This is a genomic window from Campylobacter concisus (assembly GCF_002913545.1).
GTDB lineage: Bacteria > Campylobacterota > Campylobacteria > Campylobacterales > Campylobacteraceae > Campylobacter_A > Campylobacter_A concisus_AV.
This window is the reverse complement of the sequence record NZ_PPBR01000093.1, coordinates 1-25,488: the sequence shown is the minus strand read 5'-3', so window position 1 is coordinate 25,488 and position 25,488 is coordinate 1. Positions and strand designations below refer to the sequence as shown.

31 protein-coding genes are annotated in these 25,488 nt (G+C 41.1%); 4 read left to right on the top strand and 27 right to left on the bottom strand.

The window, feature by feature from the left end; all coding sequences use genetic code 11:
• Nucleotides 1–20: 20 nt before the first annotated feature.
• Entirely contained in the window at nt 21–1,373 is a 1,353-nt protein-coding gene (locus CYP05_RS05790) for an MATE family efflux transporter (RefSeq protein ID WP_103642266.1), read from the bottom strand.
• A gap of 152 nt (nt 1,374–1,525) precedes the next feature.
• Between CYP05_RS05790 and CYP05_RS05785 the strand changes: the two genes are divergently transcribed.
• Both CYP05_RS05785 and CYP05_RS05780 read left to right on the top strand, forming a co-directional pair.
• Nucleotides 1,526–2,305, top strand: a complete 780-nt coding sequence (locus CYP05_RS05785; protein ID WP_103642265.1) for an acyl-CoA dehydratase activase — start codon at nt 1,526–1,528, stop codon at nt 2,303–2,305.
• On the top strand, nt 2,292–3,449 hold the full coding sequence (locus tag CYP05_RS05780; RefSeq protein ID WP_103642264.1) for a double-cubane-cluster-containing anaerobic reductase: 1,158 nt from the start codon (nt 2,292–2,294) through the stop codon (nt 3,447–3,449). The genes CYP05_RS05785 and CYP05_RS05780 overlap by 14 nt, the downstream gene beginning before the upstream one ends.
• 354 nt (nt 3,450–3,803) lie before the next feature.
• Here CYP05_RS05780 and CYP05_RS05775 read toward each other — a convergent pair whose 3' ends face one another.
• The 24 genes from CYP05_RS05775 to mqnP form a co-directional block, all read right to left on the bottom strand.
• Nucleotides 3,804–4,466 (bottom strand): hypothetical protein, encoded by a 663-nt coding sequence (locus tag CYP05_RS05775; protein WP_103642263.1) that lies wholly within the window; start codon nt 4,464–4,466, stop codon nt 3,804–3,806.
• Nucleotides 4,463–5,800: an amidophosphoribosyltransferase gene (gene purF / locus CYP05_RS05770; RefSeq protein WP_103642262.1), complete on the bottom strand. Its 1,338-nt coding sequence runs from the start codon at nt 5,798–5,800 to the stop codon at nt 4,463–4,465. Before purF ends, CYP05_RS05775 begins: the two co-directional genes overlap by 4 nt.
• 9 nt (nt 5,801–5,809) lie before the next feature.
• Nucleotides 5,810–6,118: a DUF2314 domain-containing protein gene (locus CYP05_RS05765; protein WP_103642261.1), complete on the bottom strand. Its 309-nt coding sequence runs from the start codon at nt 6,116–6,118 to the stop codon at nt 5,810–5,812.
• Nucleotides 6,111–6,881 (bottom strand): 4-hydroxy-tetrahydrodipicolinate reductase, encoded by a 771-nt coding sequence (gene dapB, locus CYP05_RS05760; protein ID WP_103642260.1) that lies wholly within the window; start codon nt 6,879–6,881, stop codon nt 6,111–6,113. Before dapB ends, CYP05_RS05765 begins: the two co-directional genes overlap by 8 nt.
• Before the next feature lie 145 nt (nt 6,882–7,026).
• On the bottom strand, nt 7,027–7,965 hold the full coding sequence (locus tag CYP05_RS05755; protein WP_103642259.1) for an NAD(P)/FAD-dependent oxidoreductase: 939 nt from the start codon (nt 7,963–7,965) through the stop codon (nt 7,027–7,029).
• A 9-nt stretch (nt 7,966–7,974) separates the two neighbouring features.
• Nucleotides 7,975–8,421: a hypothetical protein gene (locus tag CYP05_RS05750; RefSeq protein WP_103642258.1), complete on the bottom strand. Its 447-nt coding sequence runs from the start codon at nt 8,419–8,421 to the stop codon at nt 7,975–7,977.
• Nucleotides 8,421–8,735, bottom strand: coding sequence for a thioredoxin (gene trxA, locus CYP05_RS05745; protein WP_021092602.1), 315 nt, complete (start codon nt 8,733–8,735; stop codon nt 8,421–8,423). Before trxA ends, CYP05_RS05750 begins: the two co-directional genes overlap by 1 nt.
• A gap of 73 nt (nt 8,736–8,808) precedes the next feature.
• Nucleotides 8,809–9,150 carry a YraN family protein gene (locus CYP05_RS05740; protein ID WP_103642257.1) on the bottom strand — a complete coding sequence of 114 codons (342 nt, stop codon included), beginning with the start codon at nt 9,148–9,150 and terminating at the stop codon, nt 8,809–8,811.
• A 1-nt stretch (nt 9,151) separates the two neighbouring features.
• Nucleotides 9,152–10,414, bottom strand: coding sequence for a homoserine dehydrogenase (locus CYP05_RS05735; protein WP_103573262.1), 1,263 nt, complete (start codon nt 10,412–10,414; stop codon nt 9,152–9,154).
• Nucleotides 10,411–11,619: an LL-diaminopimelate aminotransferase gene (locus CYP05_RS05730; RefSeq protein WP_103642256.1), complete on the bottom strand. Its 1,209-nt coding sequence runs from the start codon at nt 11,617–11,619 to the stop codon at nt 10,411–10,413. Before CYP05_RS05730 ends, CYP05_RS05735 begins: the two co-directional genes overlap by 4 nt.
• A gap of 9 nt (nt 11,620–11,628) precedes the next feature.
• Nucleotides 11,629–12,411, bottom strand: coding sequence for a hypothetical protein (locus tag CYP05_RS05725; RefSeq protein ID WP_103642255.1), 783 nt, complete (start codon nt 12,409–12,411; stop codon nt 11,629–11,631).
• The gene (locus CYP05_RS05720) at nt 12,405–13,346 is read right to left on the bottom strand and encodes a phosphatidylglycerophosphate synthase (RefSeq protein WP_103570513.1); all 942 of its coding nucleotides are present in this window, start codon (nt 13,344–13,346) and stop codon (nt 12,405–12,407) included. The genes CYP05_RS05725 and CYP05_RS05720 overlap by 7 nt, the downstream gene beginning before the upstream one ends.
• Nucleotides 13,339–14,019 (bottom strand): 23S rRNA (guanosine(2251)-2'-O)-methyltransferase RlmB, encoded by a 681-nt coding sequence (gene rlmB / locus CYP05_RS05715; RefSeq protein ID WP_103642254.1) that lies wholly within the window; start codon nt 14,017–14,019, stop codon nt 13,339–13,341. The genes CYP05_RS05720 and rlmB overlap by 8 nt, the downstream gene beginning before the upstream one ends.
• A gap of 100 nt (nt 14,020–14,119) precedes the next feature.
• On the bottom strand, nt 14,120–14,935 hold the full coding sequence (gene rsmI / locus CYP05_RS05710) for a 16S rRNA (cytidine(1402)-2'-O)-methyltransferase (protein ID WP_103642253.1): 816 nt from the start codon (nt 14,933–14,935) through the stop codon (nt 14,120–14,122).
• A 3-nt stretch (nt 14,936–14,938) separates the two neighbouring features.
• Complete coding sequence (gene rpmE / locus CYP05_RS05705; RefSeq protein WP_009295018.1) at nt 14,939–15,139, bottom strand: 50S ribosomal protein L31; 201 nt, start codon at nt 15,137–15,139, stop codon at nt 14,939–14,941.
• An 81-nt stretch (nt 15,140–15,220) separates the two neighbouring features.
• Nucleotides 15,221–15,877, bottom strand: a complete 657-nt coding sequence (locus tag CYP05_RS05700) for a 16S rRNA (uracil(1498)-N(3))-methyltransferase (protein ID WP_103610331.1) — start codon at nt 15,875–15,877, stop codon at nt 15,221–15,223.
• Nucleotides 15,878–16,279 (bottom strand): hypothetical protein, encoded by a 402-nt coding sequence (locus CYP05_RS05695; RefSeq protein ID WP_103642252.1) that lies wholly within the window; start codon nt 16,277–16,279, stop codon nt 15,878–15,880.
• Nucleotides 16,276–16,479: a hypothetical protein gene (locus tag CYP05_RS05690; RefSeq protein ID WP_009295012.1), complete on the bottom strand. Its 204-nt coding sequence runs from the start codon at nt 16,477–16,479 to the stop codon at nt 16,276–16,278. Before CYP05_RS05690 ends, CYP05_RS05695 begins: the two co-directional genes overlap by 4 nt.
• The gene (locus CYP05_RS05685; protein ID WP_103642276.1) at nt 16,479–17,060 is read right to left on the bottom strand and encodes a 6-pyruvoyl trahydropterin synthase family protein; all 582 of its coding nucleotides are present in this window, start codon (nt 17,058–17,060) and stop codon (nt 16,479–16,481) included. The genes CYP05_RS05690 and CYP05_RS05685 overlap by 1 nt, the downstream gene beginning before the upstream one ends.
• On the bottom strand, nt 17,060–17,815 hold the full coding sequence (locus CYP05_RS05680; RefSeq protein ID WP_103642251.1) for a 7-carboxy-7-deazaguanine synthase QueE: 756 nt from the start codon (nt 17,813–17,815) through the stop codon (nt 17,060–17,062). Before CYP05_RS05680 ends, CYP05_RS05685 begins: the two co-directional genes overlap by 1 nt.
• The gene (gene moaA / locus CYP05_RS05675) at nt 17,815–18,783 is read right to left on the bottom strand and encodes a GTP 3',8-cyclase MoaA (RefSeq protein ID WP_103642250.1); all 969 of its coding nucleotides are present in this window, start codon (nt 18,781–18,783) and stop codon (nt 17,815–17,817) included. The genes CYP05_RS05680 and moaA overlap by 1 nt, the downstream gene beginning before the upstream one ends.
• Before the next feature lie 135 nt (nt 18,784–18,918).
• Nucleotides 18,919–19,425 (bottom strand): DUF6115 domain-containing protein, encoded by a 507-nt coding sequence (locus tag CYP05_RS05670; protein WP_103642249.1) that lies wholly within the window; start codon nt 19,423–19,425, stop codon nt 18,919–18,921.
• 9 nt (nt 19,426–19,434) lie between these two features.
• Nucleotides 19,435–19,956 (bottom strand): hypothetical protein, encoded by a 522-nt coding sequence (locus tag CYP05_RS05665; RefSeq protein WP_103642248.1) that lies wholly within the window; start codon nt 19,954–19,956, stop codon nt 19,435–19,437.
• Nucleotides 19,953–20,813: a menaquinone biosynthesis prenyltransferase MqnP gene (gene mqnP, locus CYP05_RS05660; protein WP_012001067.1), complete on the bottom strand. Its 861-nt coding sequence runs from the start codon at nt 20,811–20,813 to the stop codon at nt 19,953–19,955. The genes CYP05_RS05665 and mqnP overlap by 4 nt, the downstream gene beginning before the upstream one ends.
• A gap of 102 nt (nt 20,814–20,915) precedes the next feature.
• Here mqnP and CYP05_RS05655 point away from each other — a divergent pair, with 102 nt between their 5' ends.
• Both CYP05_RS05655 and miaA read left to right on the top strand, forming a co-directional pair.
• The gene (locus tag CYP05_RS05655; RefSeq protein WP_103642247.1) at nt 20,916–22,130 is read left to right on the top strand and encodes an NAD(P)/FAD-dependent oxidoreductase; all 1,215 of its coding nucleotides are present in this window, start codon (nt 20,916–20,918) and stop codon (nt 22,128–22,130) included.
• 2 nt (nt 22,131–22,132) lie between these two features.
• The gene (gene miaA / locus CYP05_RS05650; RefSeq protein ID WP_103642246.1) at nt 22,133–23,008 is read left to right on the top strand and encodes a tRNA (adenosine(37)-N6)-dimethylallyltransferase MiaA; all 876 of its coding nucleotides are present in this window, start codon (nt 22,133–22,135) and stop codon (nt 23,006–23,008) included.
• A gap of 71 nt (nt 23,009–23,079) precedes the next feature.
• On the opposite strand, the gene CYP05_RS05645 is transcribed toward miaA, so the two are convergent.
• Entirely contained in the window at nt 23,080–24,072 is a 993-nt protein-coding gene (locus CYP05_RS05645) for an iron-sulfur cluster assembly scaffold protein NifU (protein WP_004318029.1), read from the bottom strand.
• A 16-nt stretch (nt 24,073–24,088) separates the two neighbouring features.
• Nucleotides 24,089–25,279 carry a NifS family cysteine desulfurase gene (locus tag CYP05_RS05640; protein WP_103642245.1) on the bottom strand — a complete coding sequence of 397 codons (1,191 nt, stop codon included), beginning with the start codon at nt 25,277–25,279 and terminating at the stop codon, nt 24,089–24,091.
• Between the last annotated feature and the right edge of the window lie 209 nt (nt 25,280–25,488).

The following is a 25,488-nucleotide window of genomic DNA, read 5'->3' as shown; positions in this document are numbered from 1 at the left end:
GTGTATATTACTACTTTTTTTTAAATGGCTCGAAATTTCATCCACGTGCCATTTGCGTATCTGCGCACAAAGAGCACCGCCTTTACCGCCCAGTCGGCAAACATCGCAAACCAAGTGCCTATCATGCCAAGATCAAACGTAAGCGCAAAGATATAAGCTAGCACGATCCTGCAGGCAAACATGCAGGCTAAATTTACTATCATCGGGTATTTTGCGTCCCCAGCAGCACGAAAAACGGTCGGATAGGTGTAGGCAAGAGGCCAGATAAGGCACATCGCGATGCCGTGATACCAGACGATCTGCCTTGTTAAATTTATGGCCTCGCTTGAGAGATTATAAACGCGAAGTAGCGGCTCAAGAAGCAGTAACACGGCAGCCGTGCTAAAAAGCTGCACGATGTAGATGCTTAGCATTGATTTTCTTACGTAAAATTTAGCCTGATTAAAGTCATTTGCGCCGATACATCTAGCCACGACTACGCTTAGACCTGTGCCTATCGCCATGCCAGGGAGCACCTGAAACATCACGATCGTCCCGCCCACGGCATTTGCAGCGATGCTTGCCGTACCAAAGAGCGAAACAAGGCTCAAAACGATGATGCGACCCACGTAAAACATAGAGTTTTCAAAGCCATAAGGTACGCCGATATTTAAAATTTTCTTGATGATCTCGTAGTCAAATTTATAGATAAGGCTCTTTCTTATGTGAAGTTTTAGCTTGATATCAAGTAGCAGATAGACTATGACAAAGCAAGCGATCGCTCTTGCTATGAGCGTGCTAATGGCGATGCCAAGTACTCCCGTGTGAAATGTGTAGATGCTAATGGCAGTAAGCAGCACATTTAGTAAATTTGCAGCCGCCATGATATACATAGGTAGCTTTGCGTTTGACATCGTGCGAAAGATCGCCGCAGCTGCTGCATAGAGGGCTAAAAAGGGCGCTGAAATGGCGGAGAAAACGAGATAGTGACTAGCGTCGCGCCTCACTTGTTCGCCGATATCGCCAAAGACTTTGTCTAAGATGATATCTTTTAAAACTATGATGGCAAGGGCTATAAAGATGGCAAAAATTAGACTAAACCAAACTAGCTGATCGGCGGTATTTCTGGCGTTGCCGCTTTGTTTGCTGCCTAGATACTGGCTAGCGACTACCGAGCCACCAGTGGCTATGGCAGTAAATATACTAATAAATAGCGCCATGACAAACTCCACAAGGCTTACCGCACTCACCGCACTTTCGCTAACGCTTGCAGCCATTAGCGAGTTTGCAAGCCCTAGGCTATACTCTAAAAACTGCTCTACAGCGATAGGGAAAAAGAGCCTTGCAAGGTCGGTATTTGAGAAAAATCTCTGCTCGTTTGTCAAATTTTTCAAATTTCATCCCCTTTGTAAAGTGTGGGTAAATTATAAATTTTAAAAGGTGAAAAGGCTATAAATTTTTGGGTCTTATTTATTGACAAATTTGTCTTAAAGTGAGTAAAATCACGCCAGTTCTAAGTTTTAGAAAGACCTTTTTTGGATACAAAATGCACTCAATCGGTATTGATATAGGCTCAACATCTGCAAAAGTCGCGATCATAGAGGCAAGTAGCGGCGAGATAAAGGAGCTATTTTTGCTCCCAACTGGCTGGAGCAGCGCAGATACAGCCATGCTTATAAAAGAGCGAGTTTTAGCTTTAGACCTTGGCGAGCTATATTTTACTGCGACAGGTTACGGCAGAGTCTCGGTGCCATACGCTGATAAAACCCTTACAGAGATTACCTGTCACGCGCTTGGGGCGCACTACTTTTGCAAAAGTGACTGCACGGTTATAGACGTGGGCGGACAAGATACGAAGGCCATCAAGCTTGAAAATGGCTCAGTGACGGACTTTACGATGAATGATAAATGCTCAGCCGGCACTGGTAAATTTCTTGAAGTGATGTCAAACCGCCTTGGAGTTAGGTTTGATGAGCTGACACGCCTTGCTAAAAATAGCGACAAAGATATATCCATAAGCTCGATGTGCACGGTCTTTGCGGAGTCTGAGATCATAAGTCTCATCGCTCAAAATATCTCACGAGAAAATATCGCAAAAGCGGTGATCGTCTCAGCTATAAATAAAATTTCAAATTTGGTCAAAAAACAGGCAAATACGAGCTACTTCTTAAGTGGCGGCTTTAGTAAGAGCTCGTATGTGAGAGAAAATTTAGAAGTGTGCTTGCAAGCTAAAGTCAGCACGCACGAAGATGCGATCTACTGCGGTGCGATAGGCGCTAGCCTTGCAGGGATAAGAAATTTAAGGAGAGAAAATGGCGATAAATGAGAGTATGAGTTTGAGCGAAATTTTCGCTACCTATGATGGCGCTAAGAAAAATTTAGCCCAAAACGTCGAAGCGGTCAAAAATAGCGGACAAAAGATCGCGGCTATCTTTTGCACCTACACGCCAAGGGAGGTCATCCACGCGGCAAACGCTTACAGCGTGAGTGTCTGCGCGACTGGCGATAACGCGGTGGTCGAGGGCGAAAAGTACCTGCCTAAAAACCTCTGTCCGCTCATAAAAGCAAGCTACGGCTTTGCAAAAGCGAACAAGTGCCCATTTGTGCGAAACTCTGATATTGTTATCGGCGAGACGACGTGCGACGGCAAGAAAAAGATGTATGAGCTAATGGGCGAATTTAAAGATGTGCATGTCATGCATTTGCCACATTTCAAGAGCCAAAAGAGCTTGGAGATTTGGCAAGATGAGGTCAGGGAGCTAAAAGAGCGTCTGGAGGCTAAATTTGGCGTGAGCGTGAGCGATGAGGAGCTTAGAAACTCTATCAGGCTATTTAACAAAGAGCGCGAGCTAATGGGAGAAATTCAAAATTTCATGAAGCTAACACCGCCACCGATGAACGGCAAAGAGCTGCACGCACTGCTATATGGAAATGGCTTTATATTTGACAAAGAGGAGCAGATAAGCGACCTTGAGATCATCGTTGAGAAGCTAAAAGAGTGCGTGAGAGATAAAATTTCACCCGTGCATAAGGACGCCAAACGCATCATCATCACAGGCTGTCCAAGTGGCGGGGTCTATGATAAGATCGTGCCAGCCATAGAAGAGGCAGGCGGCGTCGTGGTGGCTTACGAAAACTGCACTGGCACTAAAAATTTTAGCAACCTTGTCGATGAAAATGATGATCCTATAAATGCCATAGCAAAGCGCTATATGGCGATACCTTGCTCGATCATGTCACCAAATAAAGAGAGAGAAAAGGTGCTACAAGAGATGATAAAAGAGTATAAGGCGGATGGCGTGATCGACGTTGTGCTTCAAGCCTGTCACACCTACAACGTAGAAACTGCCAATATAAAAAGGGCGTGCAACGACGTGGATACGCCTTATATGGCGCTTGAGACGGACTTTTCTACAAGCGACGCTGGGCAGATCAAGACAAGGCTCGAGGCGTTTATAGAGATGCTTTAGGATAAATTTAAAAGAGCAGGGGGCTAAATTTAGCTTTAAATTTAAAATAGCTGACTTGAAATGGAGAAATTTACTAAATTTACAAGTCAGCTAAAGTGAATAAATTTATTGCCTGACTGGCTTAATCGAGCAAAAGCCACCAAGCAGAGGCGTCTTTATAAATATATCTCATGTGTTGATAATCGTAAAGAACAGAATTCCATTTTTCATCTTATCGTTATACTCTTTAGTCTTTTTTCTGTCACCGCCAAACGAGCTCCGAGCAGGAGCACTACTCCCCCCCCCGTACTTAAAATAAATTTTAAAAGGGTGCTGGCTTGTGAAAAAAGTTTAAATTTAATGTCTGAGTGCTCGCTAAAATGTGCAGAGTATGTCAAGCAGTCTGCCAAGCTTTTGCATATCGTTTAAGAAAAGCTGGTTTGATTTTTGTGTAAATTCTTTGGCCTCTTCTAGGATTTTGGGCTCTAAGATGCTATAAGCAAACTCTTTTTTTAGGATCTTTGCGCCCTTTTTATAGACAAATTTCGCCTCAATCAAGCTTGCAAAAAAGCTATCATCTCTTAAGTAGTAGTTGGTGGCCGCATTTACAAAAACTGGCTTTTGAGCCAAAAACTCAGCGCAAACGCCATTTGGTGATCTAAATTTAACACTCTCAACCACGTCAGGCCTTATCTCATAAAACCTTATCTCGCTAGATTTTTTAAGGGATAAAACGTCACTAGTTTTGTTTAAATTTATAGAGGCGTTGTCTGCTTCAATGACGTTTATAACGCCACTTACGAGAGAGTAGGCACTTGTAGTTTTATTTTGATCGAGGAAATTTATCATGCCAAAAAATGGCACGCTGGCATTTTTATCAGCTAAGCTTGGCATGCTTTTTATTAGTAGCTGCTGCTTTTTGCCATTTAGCTCAAAATAGCTCACCATGAGGGAAATTTCATCTTTTTTGCTTGGATTCTTTTGTGAGCAACCACTAAAAAATAGTGCAACAAGCAAAAAAATGGCTAAATTTTTCACTTTATGAAATAGTCACCATCAAAGCTTACAAGCGAATATTTTCGCTCATTGCCGATACTTTCCTTAAGTTCGTCTATGCTTAAAAATTCTAAGCTATCTGCACCAATATATTCTCTTACTTCCTCTGCATTTTTTTTAGAGCTTATTAACTCTTCAAAACTTGGCGTATCGATACCGTATCGCTCAGGGTATTTAAGCTCAGGGCATGCGACTCTAAAATGAATCTCTTTAGCGCCCGCATGTCTTAAAAGATCAACCACCTTTTTTGAAGTAGTACCGCGAACGATACTATCGTCGATAACAACGATACTTTTACCCTTTAGAACCGATGACATCGGGTTAAGTTTTAGCTTAACTTTTAAATTTCTCATCTCTTGGCTTGGCTCGATGAAGGTTCTACCCACATAGTGGTTTCTAGTGATAGCTAGCTCAAATGGGATTTTGCTCTCATTTGCGTACCCAAGCGCTGCTGGTACTCCGCTATCTGGTACAGGTACGACGAAATCTGCTTTAATTTTGCTCTTTTTAGCTAGTACTTCACCCATTTTTTTTCTAACTTCATAGACGCTTTTACCTTCTATCACGCTATCTGGGCGAGCAAAATAGATATATTCAAATGCGCATATTCTAGGATCTGGCTCATAAATTTGAATGCTTTGAAACTCACTTTTTCCATGTTCAAAAACTATCATCTCACCAGGTCTGATATCTCTTATAAAACTAGCCCCCACAAGATCAAAAGCACAAGTCTCGCTAGCTACGATATATCCACCATCTTTTAGCTTACCAAGGCTTAGTGGCCTAACACCCCAGCGATCTCTTATGGCAAAGGTTTTATGTCGTGACTGGATAAGCAGACAATAAGCACCTTTTATCTTATCAAGTGCTGCAATAATACGGCCCTGCAAGTGTTCGCTATGGTTTCTTGCGATTAGATGGATGATATTTTCAGTATCCATATTTGTCTGAAATATCGCACCATCCTTAATAAGCTCATCTCTAACCTCATCTTTATTTACCAAATTTCCATTATGGACTATCGAAATTTGTCCCAAAGAGTAGTTAGCGGCTATTGGCTGGGCGTCACGACCTGAGTTTTTACCAGCCGTTGCATAGCGGTTGTGACCGATCGCCATATCACCTTTTAGCGATCTTAAAATTTCTTCATTAAAAACCTCTGTAACTAGGCCATTACCCTTGTGAGTAGAAATTTCTCCGTCATCACAAACGCTAATACCACTTGCCTCTTGGCCGCGATGCTGCATAGAAAATAACGCATAATACGCAGTCTTTGCTGCATCTTTAGAATTTATAATACCAACTATTGCACACATTTTTTTCCTTTAGTTTTCATCATCTTTGTAAATTTCAAGAACATTTTTGTAGTTAAACTTGATCTCATCGCCAGCATTTAAACAGCCTTTTGTAAATGGTTCATTGTCTAAAATGCCGGTAAATTCGCCGTTATTTGTCTCACTAACGACCACCCACATGCGCTCAACCTGGGCAAATTCATCATCTTCAAATCTAGATATAAGCTTTACTATATCGCCAGTTCTTAAATTTTGACGTTTTTCACGCTCCGGCAGGTAGAATTTATCAACAAGTTCTAGCTTGTAGTTCTCTACATCATCAAGCTCAAATTTAATCATCAAGCCCTAAACTATCGTCTATCGAGTAAAGGCCACTATTTTGATCTTTTATCCAAATGGCAGCCCTGATCGCACCTTTTGAAAAAGTTGCCCTACTCGTTGCGGTGTGATTTAGCTCAATAAATTCGCCGTCATTATAAAAGCCAACCGTGTGGCGACCGACCACATCTCCACCACGAAGTGCCATGACTGCGATCTCGTCTTTGCTCCTAGCCCCTACCATACCGGCTCTACCAGTCACTAAAACATCTTTTAAATTTAGATCCCTAGCCTCAGCCACGCAACCAGCTAAGGTCATCGCTGTACCGCTTGGAGCGTCCTTTTTGTGCCTATGGTGTTGCTCTACTATCTCTATGTCAAATTCTCTTAATGTTTTTGAAGCGATCCTTGCAAGGCGGTTTAGTACAGCTACGCCCAAACTCATATTTGTTGCGTAAAGAATAGGCATAGCTCCAGATGCTAAATGGAGTAAGTTTTTATCTTCGTCATTTAACCCAGTCGTACCGATAACTAGTGGTTTTGGATTAGTTCTAGCGTAGTTTAGCAGTGCTACTGTAGCCTCTTTTTGGCTAAAGTCGATTATCACATCGCATGCTTCAAAAAATTTAGCAAAGTCATTTGTCAAAAGATCGCTACTTAAATTTTCAACTTGATTTTTTTGGCTAAAAGCGATGCTTAAAGTGGCATCTTTTTCATCTTTTAAACAAGAAATGATACTTTGAGCCATCTTTCCACTAGCACCATAAAGGCCTATTTTTACCAAAATTTATCCTTTGATTTTTGGTTGAAATTTAACATAAAATTTATTATAGATAGATTACAAATAGTCTTTAAAAATACGTATAAAATCAAAAATTTGATAGAAAAAAGAAGAGGAATTTAGCCAAAAATTTGGCTAAATTTGAGTATTAATGTAAGCTTTCTATGTAGCTCATAGCGCTAAGTGCAGCCACTGCGCCATCACCTGCTGCTACGACCACTTGTTTTGGAGCGTCCTCTCTGATATCGCCTGCTACAAAGAGCCCTTTTAGGCTAGTTTGCATCTTGAGATTTGTCTTAACCTGCCCGCCATCAGCCATTTCGCAGATAAATTTGCCGTTTTCATCTTTTAAAATTTCGTTATTTACATTTAGTCCGACGAAGGTAAAAATGCCCGGCACATCAAGCACGCGCTCGCCATTTTTGGTATCAAGCACGATCTTTGTTAGACCCATTTTATCGCCAAGCGCCTCTTTTACAGTCGCACTTGTTATAAACTCGATCTTTTCATTTTTTCTAGCTTTTTCAACGGTTGTTGGCGCCGCTCTAAATTCGTCACGTCTATGCACAAGATAGACTTTTGAGCAGATATTTGCTAGATAAAGTGCCTCTTCAACAGCTGTGTCGCCACCGCCAAGAACGGCTACCTCTTTGTTTTTGTAAAAGAAGCCATCGCATGTTGCGCATGTGCTAACGCCTTTACCAAAGAACTCGTCCTCGCCTTTAAAGCCAGCACGTCTTGGAGTTGAGCCAGTCGCTACGATGACAGCCTTTGCCTGCTCGCTCTTGCCGCCTTCAAGTAAAATTTCAAAGCTGCCGTCACCATTTTTTCTAACGCCAACGACGTTTGCCCACTTATGAACTAGTCCAAATGCACTGCACTGCTTCCACCAAGTGCTCATAAAGTCAAAGCCACTCTCGCCAGGGGCTTTTTGGCCTGGGTAGTTTTCTATCTCTGAGCTAGAGGTGATCTGACCACCAGGCTCGCCTTTTTCAAACATTACAACATTTTTTAGTCCGCCTCTAGTGGCGTAAAGTCCGGCACTTAGTCCTGCTGGACCGCCCCCGATGATCGCTAAATCAAGCATAAATTTCCTTTATTCTAAAACATTTATGGACGAATTTTGTTTGTAAATTTCGCCCCTTTGATGAACTATCTCAACACTACTTGGAAGCTTTATAATGCTCAAATTTCGCATCAGCTCCAAGACCGTATTAATATCTGAGCTTATATATTTTAGTGTTGAGTTTGACTCATATCTTTTTTGAAAGATATCGATTGCCACAACTGTTTCATTTTTGATTGGTAAAATTTCGTCTAATTTTGATTGATTTGAACTGAAGATTAAAAGCGTGTATTTTGGCTCTTTTGGAGTAAAAATTTCGCTTTTTTCGTAGAAAACTAGCTTCGCAAAATCAACAAATTTATATTGTGAAAAACGATAGTTGCTATACGCAAATGCAGCTGCTATCATAGCTGCACCAAAAAATGAACCAAATATATATGTAAGAGGAAGTAGGCTTCCTCTTCTTTTTTCGCTCATTAAAGAAGCGAATTTAGTTTGTCAGTTAAGGCTTGTTTTGACTGCGCACCGACCATTTGCTCAACTAGCTCGCCATTTTTGAAAAATAGCAATGTTGGGATCGATCTGATGCCAAACTCAACCGCAAGATCTTGTACTTCATCAGTATTTACCTTGCAAATTTTCGCTTTGCCCTCAAAGTCTTCAGCAAGCTCTTCGATCACTGGAGCTAGCATACGGCAAGGTCCGCACCATGGAGCCCAGAAATCTACTAGAGCAACGCCTTCTTTTGTTACATCAAAATTTTCTTTTGTGAGTTCGATGTATTTTCCCATTTGTTCTCCTTATTTTCAAGATGTGGCAATTATACAAAATCAAATTTAAATTTTAGCTAAATAATAAATTTTATTATAAACTAATATTTTCTATCAGCTTAAAATTTTCATTTTTAACAACAAGCAGATCAAGTTGGAAGTCCCTGTTTGGCTCATTTTTCATCATATAAAAATTTATCGTTTTTAAAATTTTCATATATTTTGCCTTGTTTAGCCTATACTCCGCTTCATATCCTCCGCTAGTTGCTTTTACTTCAATAAAATGCAAAATTTTATCGCTACTTAGTGCGATGATATCGATCTCACCAAATTTAGAGTGAAAATTTCTCTCTAAAATGACAAAACCAAGCTTACGCAAAAACTCGCAAGCCCTATCTTCGGAGCTCTTGCCAAAGAGATACTCTTTTAGCCCCAAGCTACTCCTCGATCCTCATCATAAATGGCTCTTCTTTTATATACTCTTGCTCTTTTAAAAGCTCCATCGTTCGCTTCGCATCGGCCTCCAAGCTCGTGTGCGTCGTGAAAAATAGCACGGCATACTCGCTCTCATCTTTTGGCTTTTGCAGCAAGCTGTCTATCGAGAGATTATTTTCGCTCATTAAATTTGTTATCTTTGCTAGCACGCCCATTTTATCTTCGACTTTTAGCCTAAAGTAGTATTTCGTCTTTATCCTGTCGCGATCAAGCAGCTCTAAGGTATTTAGCTCAAATGGCGCTTTGTATCCAAGCATCGGCGACTTGCTATCTCTTGCGATGTCGATAAGATCGCTAATTACCGCACTTGCTGTCGCGTCGCCGCCAGCTCCAGGGCCATAGTACATAGTCTCGCCAACGACCTCTCCAACGACGCTTATCGCATTTGTTACGCCGCTTGCCTTTGCTATCATTTTATTTTGTGGCACTAGCGCTGGATGCACGCGTAGCTCGACCTTGCCCTCGCTTTTTTTGGCTATGGCTAGAAGTTTTATTGAGTATTCAAAATCTTTTGCGAAAAATATATCCTCTGGCGTGATGCCTTGTATCCCCTCGATCAAGATATCCTCTGGATCGCCGTGCACGCCGTATGCGATGCTTGCAAGGATGAGAAGCTTGTGAGCCGTATCAAAGCCGCCCACGTCAAAGGTAGGATCAGCCTCAGCGTATCCAAGCTCTTGTGCCTTTTTAAGCGCGTCTTTGAAATTTGAGCCCTCATTCATCATCGAGGTTAAGATATAGTTGCTAGTGCCATTTAGTATGCCATTTATGCTTAAGATGTGGTTGGCGCTAAGCCCCTCTCTTAAGGCTCTGATGATCGGTATGCCCCCAGCCACGCTTGCTTCAAAGCCAAATGGCGTGTTTTTGGCTAAATTTTGCAAAGCATATCTGTGATAGGCAAGAAGCGCCTTGTTTGCAGTGACGACCGCTTTTTTGCGCTTTAAAATTTCACTCACCACTCTAAAAGGCTCTTCAACACCGCCCATAAGCTCAACAAAAACATCGATATCATCGCGATTTATGACGCTATTTATATCGTCAGTCAAAGGGATGCCAGCGTCTCTTTTTTTATTTAAATTTCTAACCACACCGATGACTGGCACTATCTCCTCGCCACATCTTGCTGCGATTAGCTTTTTGTTTTTTAGTAAAATTTTTGCAACCGACTCACCAACGGTTCCAACGCCTAATATCGCTACATTCATTCAAATTCTTTCAAATATTTTTTTATATTTCTGGCCGCTTGTCTTATCCTGTTTTCGTTTTCGATAAGAGCTAAGCGCACATAGTCGTTTCCGCCCTCGCCAAAACCGATGCCTGGACTAACAGCAACTGAAGCCTTTGTAAGAAGCTGCTTTGAAAACTCAAGGCTGCCTAAGTGGCTAACCTTTGGTGGAAGTTTCGCCCAGATAAACATGCTGGCATTTGGCTTTTTAAGCTCCCAACCAGCCTGAGCAAAGGCCTCTATCATCACATCTCTTCTTTTTTCATAAATTTGGCGTATATCTTCAACGCAGCTTTGATCGCCGTCAAGTGCGACCGTGGCTGAGACTTGTATCGGCGTAAACATGCCGTAATCAACCCATGATTTTATCTTTTTAAGAGCCGCACAAAGCCTCTTGTTTCCGCACATGAAGCCAACTCTCCAGCCGGCCATGTTGTAGCTTTTTGAAAGAGTGTAGCACTCGACTGCGACATCTTTTGCGCCTTCAACTTCAAAGATGCTTGGAGTTTTGTAGCCATCAAAGGTAAGATCAGCGTAGGCGATATCAGAGATGATGTAAAATCTCTCTTGCTTTGCAATGCTTACAAGGCGCTCGTAAAAGCTCCTTTGCACGGTCACTGTCGTTGGATTGTGAGGAAAATTTACGACTACATATTTTGGCTTTGGCGAGCTTGCGTGTATCGTCTGGATTAAGTTTTCAAAAAATTTATTCTCGTCTAGCTCAAATTTATCATTGTAGTGAAGCGGCATCTTTGCGACGCTTCCGCCAGCAAATAAAAACGCCTGCGTGTGTATCGGATATGCAGGATCAGGCACGATAGCCACGTCGCCTGGGTTTATCACGGCTTGAGCAAGATGCACAAAGCCCTCTTTACTGCCCATTGTGGCTACTGCTTCAGTTTCTGGGTCCAAATTTACGTCGTATTTTCTCTTATACCAGTTGCAAATGGCAAGGCGGAGCTTGTAAATTCCAGCACTGGCTGAGTAGCCGTGGGTCTTGTCTTTTTGCGCGCTTTCGCATAGTTTATCGACGATGTGCTGTGGTGTTCTGCCCTCTGGGTTGCCCATAGAAAAGTCGATGATATCCTCGCCAGCTCTGCGTGCTGCCATTTTTATAGCATTTACTTCGGCAAAAACGTAGTTTGGCAAACGCTCAATTGTATTAAATCTTATCTCATCAAACACTGTTTGCTCCTATTTTATAAGCTTGATAATTATCTCGTTTTTAATGTTAGTTATGTCGTTATTATCGCTAATTAACGCATATTTTGCGTCGTTAGCTAAATTTATGGTGTAGTTAGTTTTTATCTCGTTTTCTCTTTTTAGATCGATTTGGTTTAAGTTTTTATCATAAATTCTAACAAGTGGCACCCATTTGTTTGGCTCGTTTGAGATGATATTTAGGCTGCTTGCACCTGCCACGTCGACGATATAGACGCCGCCACTTTTGACAAGTGGGGTCTCTTCATTAAAATTTACTTTTGACGCATCAAGGCTCATATTTTTAGCATCCAAATAAAGCGCTAAATTTCCATCAAGCCTATCAAAACCCATTATCTTAAAGCCGCTTTTACTAAGCGTGAAATTTAGTAAATTTGGATCTATGCCACCACTTTTTAGAGCTAAAATCCCATAAGAAATTTCATTGCCATTTTTTAGAGAATTTACCCTTGCCACACTTATATTTGCATCTTCAAGAGCTAAATTTATCGATTTTACAAATAGAGCTGAGGGGACTTTTTGCGTGCTTATAAATTTTAAATTTAAGCTATTTGAGCTAAATGAGAGAGCATCGTAGTTTGAGCTTTGCTTTAGCCTTGAGACTAGCTCGCCGACGTTTAGCGAGCCGTTAGTGTCTAAATTTTCTAAAGAAATTTGCAGATCTTTTCCGCTGCTTAGTGCGCTTGCACTGCTATTTAGATCAAAAGCGTATGAAAAAACGCTAAAAAGAAGAAATATGGCTAGTTTTTTTACCAAGATTTGCCCTTATTCATCTCGACAAACTCGTCATAAGTTAAAAATTTCATATCGCCATTTTCTACTAAAAATCTAGCTGGGCGGCTTGGGTTATACTTTGTCACTTTATCGCCGATCTTAAGCTCGATGTTGCCATTTCCGCAAACGACTAGCTGTCTTTGGTCTAAATTTATATTTACACTTTTGCTTGTATCGCTTGATGTTTTTTGGCCATTTTCAAGGTTGATGATGCCTATCCAAACGCGTTGTTTTGGTGTGATGACTGCCTCGTTTAGCGGCTTTGTCACGTTTTGCTCTACTTTTGGAGCTGGCTGGGCTGCCATGCTAGGTTTTAGGGCATTTTGATCAACGCTAGCAGGACTTACAGTCACGTTTTGCTCAGCTGGAGCTGAAATTTTCACGCTTGAAGCGTTTGCATCGATCTTTGGAGTGTTTTGAGAGATCGTTACGTTTGTGTCGATTATATTTTTCTTCACTTCATTTACGATGCTTGACTGCGAGTAGCTCACGCTTGTGTTGTCTTCATTTAAGCTTGCGATGAAATTTTGGACGTATTTGTAAGCGTCAAAGTAGTAAGCACCGCCAGCGATGATAGCTAAAATGATGATCCAGAAGAAAAATCCAGCCCCACCACCGCTACTTTGCCTTTGGATCGAGACATCCTCAGGTGTGTAAGAAGAAATTTTTGGGCTAACTTTTGTTTTTTTGCTCTCATCAGGCATGTTTTCTTGCATAAATGCGTCGTATTCAGCGAGAAGTTCGCTAAGATCGACGCCGTACTCACGCTGTAAAATTTTGGCGTAGCCTCTCATGTTTAAGCGTGATAATTTTTCAAAATTTTTGTCAAAAATGTATTGTAAAAATGTGGGTTCAATGTGCGTTTTACGCGAAATTTCCTTTATGCCTATCTCTTTTAAATTTTCTAATTCATTCATCTATCATCCTATCACAAATTATCGCAAAAGCTGCACTTACATTTAGGGAGTCCCAGCCGTCTTTTAGCTTGATACCGACGCACTCATCGCACTTTGCTAGAGCTTTTTGCGGTATGCCTTCGCCCTCTGAGCCCATCACCAAAGCCCTTTTGCCAGCAAATTTCATCTCTTTTATATTTTTGCCGTTGCTTGCCGTCGCGTAGAGCTTAAAACCACATTGTTTTAGCTCGTTTAGCAGGCTAAGTCCGTCTTCAAAGATCGCTATTGGTATCTCGTAAGCAGCACCGCTACTTGACCTTAAAACGCCTTGCATATTTACACTTTTTGTAACAATAACTAGTCCTTCGCAGCCTAGAGCATAGGCACTTCTAGCGATGGCGCCGATGTTTCCAACGTCACTTATGCCATAAAGCACGGCGATGAAATTTAACTTTTTTAGCTCGCTAATGTCTGAAAACTCAAACTCGCTAACGCTTGCTAAAAAGCCTTGATGGTTGCCGCCATGCGCCATCGACTGAGCTTTTTGATTATCCACGCGGATGATCTTCTTGCCAGTGCCACAAATTTTAGAGAAGAGTTTTTTATCACACTCTTTTGAGAGATAGATCTCTTCTAGTATCTGTGGGCGCTTGTTCAAAATATGTAAAAATAGCTGTTTTCCGTATATTATCATGGTTGCTTATGGTAGCTAAAGTCAAGTAAAATTTAACTTATTTTACTTCTAAATTTGAGTGAATTTTTGAAACTTTTTGAGGGAATTTGAGCTTTTAAATTTATGCTTTTATGAGCTCGTCGTAGATCTTTTTGACGTCCTTGCCAGTTATTTTGCTAAGTAGTTTTGCCTTTGCTTTTGGGGCGATGTCAAGTGAGATGATCTCATCTTTTGTGATATTTTGAGTGGCTATATTTGCGCTTTTTGAGATGACTACCGCCCACTCGCCGTTTAAATTTGCTTTTTCTAAAATTTGGACTAAATTTTTGGCTCTATCCTTAAATTTGGTCTCAAATTTTTTGGTAGCCTCTTTTATGGCAAAAATTTCTCTCTCTGGCTCTAAATTTGCGATGTTTTCTATCAAATTTAGGATGCGTTTTGGGCTTTCATAGATCACAGCCGGATAGGCTAAGCTTAGAGCATTTTGTATAGCTAAGGCTCTCTCTCTGCCGGTATTTGGTAAAAATCCTAAAAAGATAAATTCTTTATTGCAAAGTCCGCTTGCCACGACGCTCAAAAGTGCGGCGTTTGCTCCGCTTAAAATTTCATATTTGATATCATTTTTTTGAGCATATCTTACTAGGCTAACGCCCGGGTCGCTTATGCCTGGCATGCCAGCATCGCTCATATAAGCTATATTTTTGCTCCAAATTTCATCACTTAAATTTGCGAAAAATTCATCTTCGTTGTGGGTGTGAAGCGGGATAAAATTTGAGATATTTATATTTGCGTCAAAGCGTTCGTTTAGTAGATTTATAAGACTTTTGCAAACTCTTGTATCTTCGCAGATAGCTATCTCGCATTCACGCAAAATTTTGATCGCACGAAGCGAGATATCTTCTAAATTTCCTATTGGAGTAGGAACAAAGTAGAGCAAGGCTTATTTTTGAGCGTATTTTTTCTTAAATTTCTCAACACGGCCAGCGCTATCAACTATCTTTTCGCTGCCTGTGAAAAATGGGTGGCACTTGTCACAAATGTCAATTCTGATTTCACTTTTGTTTGACTTTGTCTTAAAAGTGTTGCCACACGCGCAAGTTACGGTGCAATCTACATACTCTGGATGGATCTCTTTTTTCATCATCTTTCCTTTATTATTTTGGGCTATTTGTTACCTTAAAAGTTGCTGATTATATAAAAACTAATCTAAAAATCAAATAAATCAAGCAAGAAATTTTGCCGCCACAGATATGACTGCGGTCTGTGATCTTAAGATATTTTTTGTATTTAGGCCGTAGATATTTTTAAATTTAGCCGTCTCATCCTCGCTAAATCCGCCCTCTGGACCGATTATCAATATCTCATCATCTCTTTTTTCATTTAAATTTTTGCCACCAAAATTTATGGCCGAGACATTTTTATAAACGTTCATTAGCTCGTCTAAATTTTTGTAAATTTCAAACTCCATTAGCGACGTTCTCCCACACTGCTCGCATGAAAGTGCGTTTATGTAGTTTAGCTTTTCAAGGTCGATCTTGAAATTTGCCTGAGAAAATTTAGTATAGACAAAGGCGATCTTGCCAACGCCAAGCTCATTTAAAAATGGCAGCGCCTTTTCGATAGTCTTTGGATCAACGACCGCCCAAGCGATGGTAAAGTCAAATTTATGCTCGCAGTTTTGGCTGGCAAAAACAAGACTTAAATTCGCACTTCTGCGCTCTATCTCATCGATCTCGTAGATGTACTCTTTGCCATCACGTAAATTTCTAACACTTATGCGCTCACCTGCTTCAACCCTTCTAGCTTTTAGGTGCAAAAAGGCCTCATTTACTATCTTTAAGCGCTCTTCGCCAGCGTTTTTATCATATAAAAATTTCATCTAAATCCCTGCTATGATGATCAAAATAATGTCGCAAATGCCTTTAACAAGGGCAAATTTCTTAAATTTCTCTAGCTCGCCAGCAACGGCGTATCTTTTTAGTCTTTTGTATCCAACTGCGCTAAGTGCGATCAAAGCTATCAAGATAAGAAGCATTTTTATGGCGTTAAATTTTGGCTCGTAGCTATAATATGCCCACAAAATAAGCCCAGTTAGCACCAAAAAGCTAAGAAGCATATGATAAATAGGCAAAAAATACCTTATACGAAGCACGTAGTTTTTAGTCCTTACTCCAAACTGGGTAAGCGCTAGATAAAGCACCGCTAAAGCAAGTAGCGCATAAAAAAATGTCACGTGAAATGGCAAAGTATAAACGTAGAGCGAGCCTAAGTGTTCGTTCATTTCTTTTCTTTAGGAGGCTCATTTTCTTCGACGACTGGCTCAGGTGGCAGCTGCTCGTCGATAGTTACATTCGCATCAGGCTGAGCTATCGTAACATCACTAGGGACTGGCTCACTAACGTCACTTTTGGCCTCTTCTTTATCTCCACATCCCAAAAATACGCCAGCTATAAGCAAAAAAGAGGTTATAAATTTTTTCATTAAACGTCCTTTGGATTTTCTATTTTTATCTTATTTATCATCTTTTCAAGCAAATTTTTCTCTTCCCACTCGTCCATAACCGCCTCTGAAAATTTGATATCACTAAGCCTTATCTCGCCCATTTGCGGGTTTATCGCGTCCTCTTTGAAGCACTGCGCATAGCCAGTGTCGGTCTCATGGACGATGACGCTATGAAGCTTCACATCGCGCTCGCCGTTGTTCATCACGCTAAGTTCAAGCAGCCTTTCGATCATGACAAAAAATATACGGCAAAACTGCTCTGCACTGGGATTTAGCGGGATCTCGATCCACCTTGCAGAGTGCTTTTTAAGGTCGTTTTTGTATTCGTCACTATCGCCTGAATATATGGTCGTAGCGTGGTCAAAGCTATCGATGATCGTTTTTATGTTTTGCTTCATTAGCCCAAAGTCATAGACCATGCCAGCGTTATCAAGAAAATTTGAGCTAAGTAAAATTTCTGCCACGTAGCTGTGGCCGTGGATGCTCGTCCTGCAGCGCTTTGAGCTACAAAATCTCACGATATGTGCATTTTCAAATCTAAAAAGTTTTCTAATAATCATCAAACACCCTCTTTGTCGCCCCAAAGCCTGATGTGGATACGCTCTGAGTAGTTAAATCCATGCTTTATGGCAAATTGCGCTGTTTTTAGAGCATTTTTGCTTAGCTCGTCCTCATTTGCGCCCATCGCCATGCACCAAACTGGCAAATTTACTCTATTTTTTATATATAAAATTTCCTTCAGCTCGCTTTTGTCAAAGCGTGAGAGGACAAATTTTAAAAAGCTGCTTTTAGCGTTATTTTTGATAGCTAAAATGGCATCTAAATTTATGCGTTTTTGCTCGCTAACTCCGCTATTTGCTAGTTTTACGCCAAGTGCAAAATGGCAGTTTTTATAAATTTCAAATTTATTAAAATCAACCAAGATCGTGCCATTTGTCTCAAAATGCACCTCGTAATTTATAAGCAAATTTCTTACCAAATTTATGAAATTTTCATTTTGATGCCAGATGAGTGGCTCGCCGCCTGTTAAAACGATGATCGGCTTTTGCTCTAAGCCTTTGCATAGCCCATCAACTAGGCTTAAAATTTCATCTGCGCTATATCTTTTATGGTGAAAATGTCCCTTAAAAACGGCTCTTATGCTATCGCATCCCAAAAGCTCTTCGCCTGTTTTTAAAGACCTTGTCTTTACGCCAAAGCCATAGCAGTTTAGGTTGCAGCCAAAAAAGCGTAAAAACACAGCGAGCCTGCCCTGATAAGCGCCCTCGCCTTGGATGCTTAAAAATGCCTCAACTAATTCTAGCTCTTTGCTCATCAACCACCAGTTTGGTAAAAGGCCCTTGAAGAGGTTTCATTTTCAGCTCCTAGAGCCCATTTGTTCTCTTTTGGCTTGTTAGCTAGTACTTGCCTTAAAATTTCACTCGCTGCGACAATATCGCCATTTGCAACTGCTTTTTTGATACTTAGTGCATCTTCAAAGTAAAGGCAAGGTATCAAAAGCCCCTCAGCACTTAGTCTGATGCGGTTGCAACTCTCGCAAAAGTCGTGTTTGTGGGGGTCTATGATGCCAAATTTATAGCCGTCATCAAGCCTATAAATAGACGCAGGTGCGTTTGGCAACTTTTCATCTTTTGTGATGTTATATTTTTGAGAGATGATATTTAAAATTTCATCGCTTTTTAGCCCTTTTAGATCCTCTTTGGCGTGTGAGTTTTCCATATATTCTATAAATCTGATCTGAGAATTTCTAAATTTAGCAAACTCAAACAAATTTACGAGCTCATCGTCGTTAAAGCCTTTTAGCGCGACTGTGTTTATCTTCACCTTTAATCCAGCATCAAGTGCCGCCTCAAAGCCAGCCAAAACCTCGTGTAAGACGCTCTTTTGAGCGATAAATTTAGCCTTTTGCTCATTTAGCGTATCAAGCGACATATTTATGCGCTTTAGTCCAGCGTCCTTTAGCCTTTTGGCAAAGTGCGGCAGCATAAAGCCATTTGTCGTAAGTGCTAGATCGATGTCTGGCTTATAATCGCTTATCATCTTTATAAAGACGTCCAAATCCTTGCGCACGAGTGGTTCGCCGCCTGTGATCCTGATCTTTTTCACACCCTCATCGATAGCTACTTTGACAAATAAAAACAGCTCTTCAAATGTCAGTAAATTCTCTTTTGGTGTCCAACTAAATGGCGTCGTAGGCATGCAATATCTACATCTAAAATTACAACGCTGCGTCACAGAAATTCTTAAATAATCAACAACCCGACCATATTTATCTATTAGCATAAAGCACCTTTTTTAAGCTTGGTTAGAGCTTTTATTAATTTTTCAATTATATGTTAAAAGATTTAAATTTAAATAAAAATTTAAGCTAATTTTTGTAGTTTAAGAGCAGTTTTGTCTTTTAAAATTAGCCCAAATTTAGGCTAATTTATGAAATTTAAGCACAAATTCAACTCGCCCCATACCCACGTGAAGATCTTTAGCGATCATGGCTGCGCTTTTGCCATCTTTAAACATCTTTAGGATCTGCTCTTCTTCATTTATAACACTCGGGGCGATTTTATTGATATCTCTTGTTCGCTCCTCAAGGTTAAACATCCTATCTTTTTGCTCGTTTGCAAAGTCATCTATCACTCGCTCGATGCTCTTTATAGCGCGGATTATCGGCACGATTTTTTCATTTATCTGCTCGTTTATCTGCTCTTTTAGCTCATCTTTTACATCTTTTAGCTGCTCGTCGTCATCAGGCTTAAAGCTTGCTAGTGCGGCCAGCTGCTTTTTGAGATTATAGTTTTCTTGTATGGCGCTCTCTATGGCACGCTCGTACCTTGCAAATTTCTTATTTGTCTCGTTATCTTTTATAAATATCAAAGCTATTATTATCGCTAAAACGATGCCAAAACCTAAAAAAATGTAAATTTCCATATTTTTCCTTTACGAATTCGCTCTAAGCTCTCTTATCATCACACGCTCTCTAGCCGTCACGTAAGCGTTCCAGTCGGCCTCGTCCTCTTCGTGCATGTTCTCTATCTTTGCTAGCCTCTTATCCTCCGCCCTTAGATAAAGGCTCAAATTTCTCTTTGGAAAGATAGGCATCGCGATCCTTGCGTAGTAAATTTCATCTTTTTTAAATTTATCTTCGCTTATTTTTATATGCGTAAAGCCGATCTCATCGATATCTGCGCTCTCTTTTAGTGGCAAGTATTGCTTGTGCTCATTTTTTATATAATCACTAAGCGCGTCGATCTTTCTATGAAGCTCGATGACAAGCGTTAGCAAGACTTGGTCGCTCTCTTTGGTCTCGCCGCGTGATTTGGCTCGTTTTAGCCACGCTCCAAGCGCATCTTCGTCACCTGGCAAGATAGAGTTAAATTCTCTTAAAAATTTCTCATCCCCACTTCTGTCGCATTCATAAACCATGCTAAGAGGCGCTTTAAAAAGCCTTACTTCGCTCATAATACACTTATCCAAACAAAGATGAAAAATAAAATTCCCAAGTAGCCATTTAGCGTGAAAAACGCCCTGTCTATCTTGCTAAAGTCGCGCCTTACGATCCTATGCTCGAAAAATAATATCACGCCACTTACCACAATGCCAAAAAATGCCATCGCTCCAAGCCCAGCCGCCCAAGCAAAAAGTAGCCAAAGTATAAAAGCTAAGGCGTGAAAAATGGCTGATAAAAATAGTGTCGCCTTGTCACCATAAATGGCTGGTATGCTAAAGAGCTTGTTTTCTTGGTCAAATTTAATATCTTGAAGCGAGTAGAGCAGGTCAAATCCAGCCACCCAAAATGTCACACCAAGGCAAAGTAGCACGCTCCAAAGCGGTATAGCAGCGCTCACTGCGACCACGCCAGCGATCGGAGCAAGTCCAAGACTAAGGCCTAGCACCAAGTGCGCTAGCTCGCTAAATCTCTTAAATAGCGAATATCCGCCAAGCACGGCAAGTATGGGGAAGCTTAGCCAAAATGCGAGCGAATTTACAAAATAAGCGCAGATGATAAAGATAAGTGCGTTTGCTACGATGAAAAGCTGCATATTGCCCTTGCCGATACGTCCATCTACGCTTGGACGGCTTGCGGTTCGTGGGTTTAGCTTGTCGATGTCCTCGTCTTGGTATCTGTTAAATGCCATGGCGAAATTTCTAGCGCTAACCGCGCAAATAGTGCCTAAAATAAGCAGTTTAAAGCCAAACCAAGCTGAGCCATTTTCTATCTTGCTCGCAACTATCATCGCCACAAAGATAAAGGGCAGGGCAAAAACCGAGTGCTTAAAAACGATGAGTTCTGCGATATCTTTTAGCTTTTTGATCATATAAATTTCCATCTTTTTAAAAAGTGTCTGATTTTACACCATTTTGCTTTAAATCTAAATTTATATTATCATTGCGAGAGTAATTTAAAATGAAGGGTTATGATGAGTAAAATAGCGATTATCGGAGATGGTTTTAGTGCGTTATTTACGGCGCTTGAGCTAGCTAAAAAGGGCGAAGAAATTTTAGTTATTAGTAACCAAAAAGATGAGTTTGAAAGCGGAATTTTAACCCCATTTAACACCCCAGCACTTGCAAGAGATGGAGCGATATCTAGCTCATTTTTGGGGCTAGTTAGTAAAAAAAGTGAGCTTGATATAGCGCTTTGCTTAAATGAAAACTTTAGAGCTTGGATGGCAAATTTCACGCTTAAATCAACAAAGGCTCACGACAAAAAAATGAGAATTTTGTTTAAAAAATTTGGACAAAAGAGCTTTGAAATTTTAAAAGAGCTAAGCGAAAAATATCCGCAGATAAATTTTGATGAGAGTGGCGTTTATCTCATCTTCAGCGAAGATGAGAGCTTTAAAAAGAGGCTTGATGAGACAAGGGTCGCTGATAGCGAGCAAGAAATTTTAAGCGTGGATAGTGAGCTAGCAAATTTTGGTCTGATAAACAAAAACATAAAAGGGGCGCTAAATTTAGCTAAAAACGCAAGCATCGACGCTGGAGAGCTAAAAAAGGCGCTTGTTAGCGAGCTAAATGAGCTTGGAGTGCAGTTTATAAATGATGAAATTTATGAGCTAAAAACGCAGGGGCAAACCGTTCAAAAGGCTGTTGGCAGTGCTGGCGAATACGAGGCTGATAGCTTTGTCGTGGCTAGTAGAAATTTGGAGCTTTCAAGCAAGCTTGGGACAAATTTAAGCGCCATTTTGGCTAAATTTTACACGATCGATCTTGTGCTAAGCGAGGGTCAGATCCCTAAAAAACCGATCATTTTAAATGATATGTTTGCCAAAATTTATCCAACCAAAAATGGCGTCACGATCATCACAAATTTACAAGTGGGCGCGATCGATACGCTTGTAAAAACAGAAAAGATCAACGCATTTTTAAACGAGCTAAAAAGACACCTTAGTATAAGCGAGCTAAAAGAGCCTAGTTTTAGGGCAAATTTCGTTCTTCTTAGCTCAAACGACAAGCCAGCGATCGGACGAGATGAGACATATCAAAATTTACTCTATAACCAAGCATACGGGCTAAACGAACTAAGCTTTACACCGCACTTTGCAGGCGTTTTGGCTGATCTCATAAAAGAGGGCAAAAGTAACGAGCAAAGCGATGAAATTTTGCTATTTAGCTCACTTTACGAGGGCTAAGCTTGTTTGGCGAGCTAGCACTAATTGGCACCACGGCAAGCGGCAAGAGCGATCTAGCCTTTGAGCTGGCAAAGGAATTTGGTGGCGTCATCTTGAGCCTTGACTCGCTAGCACTTTATAAAGAGATAGATATCGCCAGCGCAAAGCCAAAGCCTTGGCAGCTGGGGGCTGTAAGGCACTTTGGAGTGGATGAAATTTACCCTGATGAGGAATTTAGCGTTGGGGCATTTTTTGAAATTTACAAAAACGCAAAGGAATTTGCGCGCTCGCAAGAGTGCTTGCTCATCATCACAGGAGGCAGCGGCTTTTATCTAAAGGCGATGCTTAGCGGTCTTGCCCCAGACGTGCCAAAATGCGAGCTAAATTTAAGCAACGAAGAAATTTACGAGCTAGCTTTACAAAATGACCCCGAGTTTGCAAGTAAATTTAGCCAAAATGACTCTTATCGCCTCGAAAAATGGTATCAAATTTATAAATTTAGCGGGCAAATCCCAAGCATTTGGCTAAAGCAAAATACCAAAGAGAGCGTCATAAAAGAGCTTGCGATATTTGAAATTTTGTGGGATAAAGATGAGCTTAGAGCTCGCATCGCAAAGCGAACGAAAAATATGCTAGATGAGGGCTTGATAGATGAGGCGAAGTTTTTATTTGACAAGTATAAAAGCGAGCCAAAACCCCTAAAATCAATAGGTCTAAAAGAGTGCAAGCAGTTTTTGGAGGATGAAATTTCAAAAAGCGAGCTAGAAACGCTTATCGCCACGCACACAGCCCAGCTTGCTAAACGTCAGAGAACATTTAACCGATCTCAGTTTGAGAAGAAATTTGTGGGTGATTTGGCGCAGACTAGAAGTGAAATTTTGAAATTTTTAAAAGAATAAATTTAAATTGTCTAGGTGGTAAATTTAGTTTAGTGGAGGCGAACAGCTCCAAAAGAAGCCGTTCGATAAATTTATATAGGCATAACCCTGATCTTTGGGCTTAGGCTCTCTTGCAAGACATTTTCTATCGCATAAAGCGTGCCAGTCGAGCCGCTTGAACAGCCTGAGCAAGCGCCAAGATAGCGGATATAAACGTCGATATTTTCGCCGTTGTCGTTTCTAATGTCTATGATCTCTAAATTTCCGCCATCCATCATAAGCATCGGGCGGATCTCTTTATCGATGATCGATTCGATCGCTTTTAGCTGGCCAACCATCGTCATGCTCTCAAAGCTAACGTCGCTAAGCGTGTTGTTTGCCTGAGCATTTGCTTGAGCTTCGAGCCTCTCTTGCTCCATCTCAGCCCTAGTATCGCGTAAGATATCAACCAAATAGTAGTCTTTTTTCTCATGTCCGCCAGGTCTAACGCATGATTTGCAAAATGCGCCTGCTTTTGTGTATTGCGTGATCTCCTCAACCGTGTGAAGGTCGTTTAGTCTTATAACCTCTTTGATCGTGCCAAGGCTCACTCTAGCGCACTCGCAAACGATGATCTCATCTTCAAAGTGCTCTGGGTCTATGCCCTTGTAGCTTGCAGCAGCTGCCTTGATAACGTCATATGCCATAACCGAGCAGTGCATCTTTTGAGGTGGCACAGCTGGTGTGTCTGGGTTGTCGCGCATAGCTCTTTCGACATCGAGGTTTGTGATCTTGACCGCTTCATCGACTGTTTTGCCGATGCAAAGCTCGGCCATTGTATCAGAGCTAGCTATCGCCGTGCCACAGCCAAAGCTTTTAAATTTAGCGTCTATTATCTTGTCAGTTTTCTCATCAACGAGCCAGTAGAGCCTGACCGCATCGCCGCAGCTCTCTGCGCCAAAGTCAGCGATGATAAGTTTTGCGTTTGCTTTTTTGGCGTCCTCTTCGGTTAGTTCGCCCATAAATTTAGGATTATTCATCCTATCTTGGACTACCTTTGAGTATTCATCCCAGATAGAGCCGCCGATTAAGTTATTTTTTGCCATGTTTTTCCTTTAAATTTTATAATCCACTCTTATGCCACTCTGGGGCGTATGCAAATGTGCTTGATATGCCTCTTAGCCTATTTACAGCCTTTGTTATCTGCTCGATCGCGTAGTCGATCTCTTCTTCTGTGTTAAACCTAGAAAGTGAGAGTCTAAGCGCGGTGTGAGCTAGCTCTTTGTCAGCGCCGATTGCCTCCATGATAGGATTGCTCTCAAGCGTCTCACTCGCACAGGCAGAGCCGGTAGAGGCCGCTATGCCAGCTCTATTTAGATCCCAAAGCATCGCCTCGCCCTCGACGCCTTTGATAGATGCTAGGATAGTGTTTGGCACGCGCTGATCTTTTTTGCCGACGACGCTAACGTCAGGAATTTGTAGTAGCGCGTCTTCAAGTTTATCACGCAAACGGCGAACGTGTGAGTGCTCGTAGTCCATAAATTTATTTGCCAGTTCAAGCGCCTTGCCCATGCCAACGATGCCCGGTACATCAAGTGTTCCGCTTCTGCGTCCGCCCATGTGCTCGCCACCGTGAAGCAAGCTACTTAGTGGCATGCTATTTTTTATAAATAACGCTCCAACGCCCTTTGGTCCGTGAAATTTGTGCGCTGAAAAGCTTAGAAAATCAACGTCTAAGTCTTGAACGTCTATCTTTATCTTGCCAACTGCTTGCACTGCGTCAGTGTGAAATAAAGCGCCGTATTCGTGGGCAACTTTGGCAAGCTCTTTTATAGGAAAGATCATGCCAGTTTCGTTGTTTGCGCTCATTATGGCGACAAGTGAGACATTTTCGTCCATGACAGCTCTTAGCTGCTCTGGAGTGACGATGCCGTCGCTATTTACGTCTAAGACTGTAAGATCCACGCCATATTTTTCTAGAAATTTACAAGTTGCCAAAATGGCTGGATGCTCGACTGAGGTTGTGATGATGCGTTTTTTCTCGCCAGTTGCGATCTTGTCGAAGTAGATGCCTTTTACAACCCAGTTGTTGCTCTCAGTTGCGCATGAGGTAACGACGATGTCATCGCTATCTTTTGCATTTAGTCCGGCGTAGAGCTGATCTAGCGCTGTTCTTAGCGCTGGGTGGGTCTCTGAGCCAAATTTGTGAAGTGAGTTTGGATTGCCGTACTTTTCGCAAAAAAACGGCTTCATAAGTTCAAAAGCTTCTGGATCAACCATCGTTGTGGCGTTATTATCTAAATATACTCTCAAATTTAAAACCTTAATTCGGATAAAAAATATCCCTTTTATTTTTGATGGGATATTATAACAAAAAAGTTAAAAGCAAGTTTAAAAAAATGCTTTAGTTTTTTCATTATTTGGCTCATTTTGATAGTAAAAAATATTGAAATTCTTTATCAATATTTGACAGATACGCTATTTGCGAAATTTCACCTAAAAAAGCCTATTTTACTCTTAAT